The 4935-nt window shown below is 50.5% G+C and carries 4 protein-coding genes; all 4 read right to left on the bottom strand.

What is annotated here, in order from left to right; genetic code table 11:
- Nucleotides 1-334, bottom strand: a 334-nt coding sequence (locus tag AAF564_25950; protein MEM8489016.1) for a P-II family nitrogen regulator, incomplete at its 3' end; no start/stop codon positions are given.
- A 29-nt stretch (nt 335-363) separates the two neighbouring features.
- On the bottom strand, nt 364-1710 hold the full coding sequence (locus AAF564_25955; protein ID MEM8489017.1) for an ammonium transporter: 1347 nt from the start codon (nt 1708-1710) through the stop codon (nt 364-366).
- Between the two features lie 178 nt (nt 1711-1888).
- Nucleotides 1889-3184 carry an ammonium transporter gene (gene amt / locus AAF564_25960; GenBank protein MEM8489018.1) on the bottom strand — a complete coding sequence of 432 codons (1296 nt, stop codon included), beginning with the start codon at nt 3182-3184 and terminating at the stop codon, nt 1889-1891.
- Nucleotides 3185-3535: 351 nt separating this feature from the next.
- Complete coding sequence (locus AAF564_25965) at nt 3536-4708, bottom strand: DUF819 family protein (GenBank protein ID MEM8489019.1); 1173 nt, start codon at nt 4706-4708, stop codon at nt 3536-3538.
- Nucleotides 4709-4935 lie beyond the last annotated feature (227 nt).

A 4935-nucleotide genomic window follows, 5' to 3' on the forward strand; every position in this document is an offset into this window, starting at 1 on the left:
CAGCCGCTGCGTCTTCTTCTCCAGTCCTGATCCGATAAACCTTTTCTACAGGCAATACAAAGATTTTTCCATCCCCAACTTCTCCGGTTCTACCTGCGTCCATAATTGCATGAACAGTGCGGTCGAGAAAGGGCTCAGAAACGCCTATTTCGAGGGCGACTTTTTCTGTCAGTTCTTTCTTTACTGTAGTGCCCCGGTAGGTTTCAACGGTTTCAGATTCACCGCCGTGTCCCTGGACCCGGTATACAGTGATACCGTGTACCTCGGCCTGGTATAGCGATTTTAGGATTGCACCCAGGTTTTCGGGGCGTACAATGGCTTTGATTAATTTCATGGCTTTTGGTGGTTTATAGCAGTGGGAGCTTAAGCGGGTACGCCGGCTTCAGCTTTTTCAATGGCGGGGATTTCTTCATCTAGCATCAAGATGGTGCCATCTCCTGACGAGTAAGCCTCCTCACCATGATAGATGATATCGAGCCCGATGCCTTCTTGTACTTTGGTTGCGCGAATATCAGTAATGAAGCTAAGCACTTTGAGAATGCCATACGTCAGTACGGCGCTGTAAACGAACACAGCAAGAATGGTCACAGCCTGAATAACAAATTGCTGTGGGTTACCAAAGAGGAGACCATCTGCGCTTCCGTTGATGGATGCATCCGCGAAGATGCCAACCAGCAGGGCGCCTGTCAGGCCGCCAACGCCGTGTGCGGCAAAAACGTCGAGTGAATCATCGAGGCGCGTTTTTGTACGCCAGTGGATCAGGAAAAAGCTGGGCACTGCTGCCAGCGCGCCGAGCAACAAGGCGTACATGGGGGAAACAAAACCGGCAGCCGGCGTGATTGCCACGAGGCCTACAACGACAGCTGTCGCAAGGCCAACAGCTGTAACTTTTTTGGATTTAAGCTGATCAAGAAACGCCCAGACAACAATGGTAGCGGTTGGTGCCAGCAATGTATTGACAAACGCCAGTGCAGCAAGGCCATCGGCTGCAAGTGCACTGCCGCCGTTAAACCCGAACCAGCCAAACCACAGCAAGCCGGCCCCTAAAAGCACAAAGGGTACATGGTGCGGAATGAGGGCTTGCCGGCCATAATCTTTTCTTTTACCCAGTACAAGTGCTGCTACGAGTGCTGCTGCGCCAGCATTAACATGTACAACTGCTCCGCCTGCAAAGTCGAGCGCGCCGAGGTCGCCGATCCAGCCGCCGCCCCATACCCAATGACAAACCGGAGCATAGACAATCACGCCCCATATGGCAATAAACGCTATATAAGCGTTAAACTTCATCCGGCCTATAATTGCGCCAGAGATCAGGGCTGCTGTTATGATGGCAAAAGTGCCCTGAAAGCCCATAAATAGCAAGTGGGGGATGGTACCATTTGCTTCTACACCGACGCCGTTCAGAAAGAGCATCGACAGATCACCCACAAAGGCATTGCCTTCTCCAAAAGCGAGTGAGTATCCGATGACAGCCCAGAGCACGCCGGCAACGCCCAGCGCGACAAAGCTCATCATCATTGTATTAAGCGAGTTTTTTGCACGAACAAGCCCGCCGTAAAAAAATGCAAGGGCGGGTGTCATTAAAAGCACAAGCGCGGTGGAAGTAAGCACCCAGGCTGTATCTGCCCCAGAGAGTGCTGTTTCAGCCTCCTGGGCAAACGCTGGTTTTGCAACCAGGATGGCTGCAATAGTTAAGAGTAATCGACGCATTGATTTGTTTAATAAGGTAGTAATGTTGGTGGATATAATATTTTAATAAAGATTGTGTCCAAAAACAAAAAAAGTAACGGAAGCGCTTTTTGTGTGTTTGAAAATTCAGGGCACAAAAAAAGCCGCCTGGAGGATTCCAGGCGGCTTTGAGGCAGCATGAGGAGGATAAAATGAAAGCTTACGCGGGTTCAAGCTGACCCACTTCGTTGGTAACAACGAGTCCCTGGGAGGGAATGAGGTATGCTTCAGAAGCGTGTTCACCCTGATCAAGCCCCATCCGTTCGTCGTACTCATCAGCGCGCAGTCCCATGAATGCTTTGATCGGGAGTGCCACAATGAGCGAAAACAACACGGTGAAGAGGCCAATGGCGCCTATGCCGACAAGCTGATACTGGAGCTGCTCCAGGCCGGCGAGCTGACCAAATATGCCGACGGCAAGCGTACCCCAAATGCCACACACAAGGTGCACGCTGATGGCGCCAACCGGGTCATCAATTTTGAGTTTGCTGTCGATGAATACAACCGCAAAGTACACAATGATACCTGCAACCAGGCCAATAAGCACAGCTTCATAGACCATCATCTGGTCTGCACCAGCCGTGATGCCGACGAGCCCCGCGAGGATACCGTTCAGTGCCATACTCAGGTCAGGCTTTTTGTCGAAAATCCAGGAGGTAATGCCTGCGGCAAATCCGCCTGCAGCAGCAGCCATTGAAGTGGTTACCAGCACAAGCGAGACTGCAGCGGCGTCTGCCGTGAGTACAGATCCGCCATTAAAGCCGAACCAGCCAAACCAAAGCAAGAAAACCCCGATTGCAGCGAGTGGCAAGTTACTGCCAGGAATTGCATTGACTGTCCCGTCTTTTGCGTATTTGCCAATCCGGGGCCCGAGCAAAAATGCCATGATGAGGGCCGCCCATCCACCAACAGAGTGTACAATGGTGGAGCCGGCAAAGTCGTAAAATCCAAGCTCATCCAACCAGCCTGCGCCCCATTTCCAGGAGCCCGTAATCGGATAGCTGAGGCCAACCAGAAACGTCACAAAAATGAGGAAGCTGGTAAGCTTTACGCGGCCTGCAACAGCACCTGATACAATGGTTGCTGCTGTAGCGGCAAACATGGCCTGAAAGAAGAAGTCCGTATACCAGGTATAGCCTTCATTGTATTCGGACGTCAAGTTGGAAGCAACGGCTGCTGCGTCTGACGGATCAACGGATATAAAGCCGGCAACAGCTCCGAAAGAGAGCCAGCCGTTAAAATCTCCGGGGTACATCACATTGAAACCAATCAATGCATAAGTGAGCAGCCCTATGCAAATAATCATTGTGTTTTTGAACAGGATGTTGACGGAGTTTTTTGACTGCGTCAGGCCTGATTCAAGCGATGCAAATCCGAGGTGCATAATAAATACAAGCGCACCTGCAAGCATAATCCACAAGTTATTGAGCGTCCATAAGACAAACTCGGCTGACAGGGCATCTGCCGCCTCTGTTGCGGGAACTGCTTCCTGGGCAAAGGCGCTGGTGGCACCCAGAAATCCAATTCCAATGAGCATAACGAGTGTTCGATACATAAGTACATTCGGGTTAGGTGGTCACTGATTTACGCAACATGTGATTTCTAGTATGTGCCTTCTTGTGGTGGAGAAACACATGAAATTAGGTGCGCCAATAATGTCAGCGGCCAAGTGAATTTTGAATTACAAAACCGAGTTGTGCTTATGATAAATTAGGTTTAAGTAGTTGTCAACCTAACTAAATTAGATAAAAGCCCTTTCAATATTAAAAACATTGTTAATATTGTGTTAATTGGCTTTGGTTATTCGTCAGAAAAGGGGTACCAGAACGAATTCGGCGATACCTAGGCCGAGAAAGGTGCCAATGGCATAACCAAGCGATCCGATGAGCACTGCAGGCAACACAAGATCATTCCTGCCTATGCTACGGGCGAGTGCAAGCGCAGAAGGGGCGCCGCCAATATTGGCCTGCGAAGCCACAGCGGCCAGTGCCGGGTCCAGTCTGAACAACCAGGCCCCTGCAAAAACAAATATGCCGTGTATCAGCACAACGATAGTTACGAGCAGAAGCAAGCTCATGCCGAGTGGCCCAATGGAACTGAGTGCAGCAAGATCGCAGAATGCACCAATGACAGCAAGAAACAGCGTGACGGCAAAGGAACCGATCACCTGCGCGCCATGAATACGCTGGACCGCTGGTATCTGCGCGATGATCAGCGCAATAATTGAAATGAGCACAATGGAGGGAATTTTCAGGCCGGCTGCACTAAACTGCGTTGCCATCAACTCTGAAATCCAAAGACTGGCAAAGCCTATACAAAGCAGGATGCCCAGTTCCATGGGTGTCGTCTCTTCCCGGTCCAATTCTACATTGGCCGCGCTTCCGTGCTGAAGCGGTTTGCTATTTTTTGCTTTCCAGAAAGGAGCAACCAGTTTGGGAATGGCTATGGTTGCCATCATCCAGATCGCTGTCATGATATTGTCGATGGCGATGGCACCACCATATAACAAGCCCTCTCTTACAATGCCGTAGTGGATGGCCAGTGCATTGAAGTTGATGCCGCCGCCTGTGTAGGTACCTACAAACATCCCGCCCATGCCGACAAAATTTTCCCCCAGTATTTCCCGGCCATTGATCACCCACATGCCAGCTATCACCCCGATAGCAGTACCTGCTGCACCCAGCAGAAACAGGCCAATAAGGGATTTCCCAGCTTTGAGAATGTCGCGCAGATTTACCTGTAAAAGTAGAAAGAAAATAGCCAGCGGCGCTACATAGCCGAATATCCCATCATAAACCGGTACAGGGTTGGCCGCGCTAGAGCCGGCCGGCAGCAATCCAATATTGGCAACGATGGCAGTCATCAGAATGACCAAAAGCGCTGTACCGAAGTGTTTGAGTACGGTGCGTTGCACCAGCCATTCTGAAAGGGCAACAAGGAGACACAGGACTGCTAGTATATATAGGCCTTCAGTAAACATGGGATACGGTATTTTCGGGAAGAGGGGGACAAGAAGTTCTTAAATAGCGCCCCCAATATCCATTCATCCGAATTAAGTCCTGAAAATACCCGCCAGATGGCTTCCTTCGCGTTGCTGCACGGCAGTTTCACAGCTATGTAGCGCCACATCTACCCAGCAAACCATAAATTTCACTCCTCACTCCTCACTCCTCACTCTAATTTCCAAAGAAGTCGAGGACGTTGCCG

It is taken from the genome of Bacteroidota bacterium, assembly GCA_039111535.1.
Classification (GTDB): Bacteria; Bacteroidota; Rhodothermia; order Rhodothermales; family JAHQVL01; genus JBCCIM01.

Bases quoted from the DNA above. Each gene is read 5' to 3' on its own strand.
- AAF564_25955 (MEM8489017.1), bottom strand. From the start codon at position 1,710: ATGCGTCGATTACTCTTAACTATTGCAGCCATCCTGGTTGCAAAACCA.
- AAF564_25965 (MEM8489019.1), bottom strand. From the start codon at position 4,708: ATGTTTACTGAAGGCCTATATATACTAGCAGTCCTGTGTCTCCTTGTT.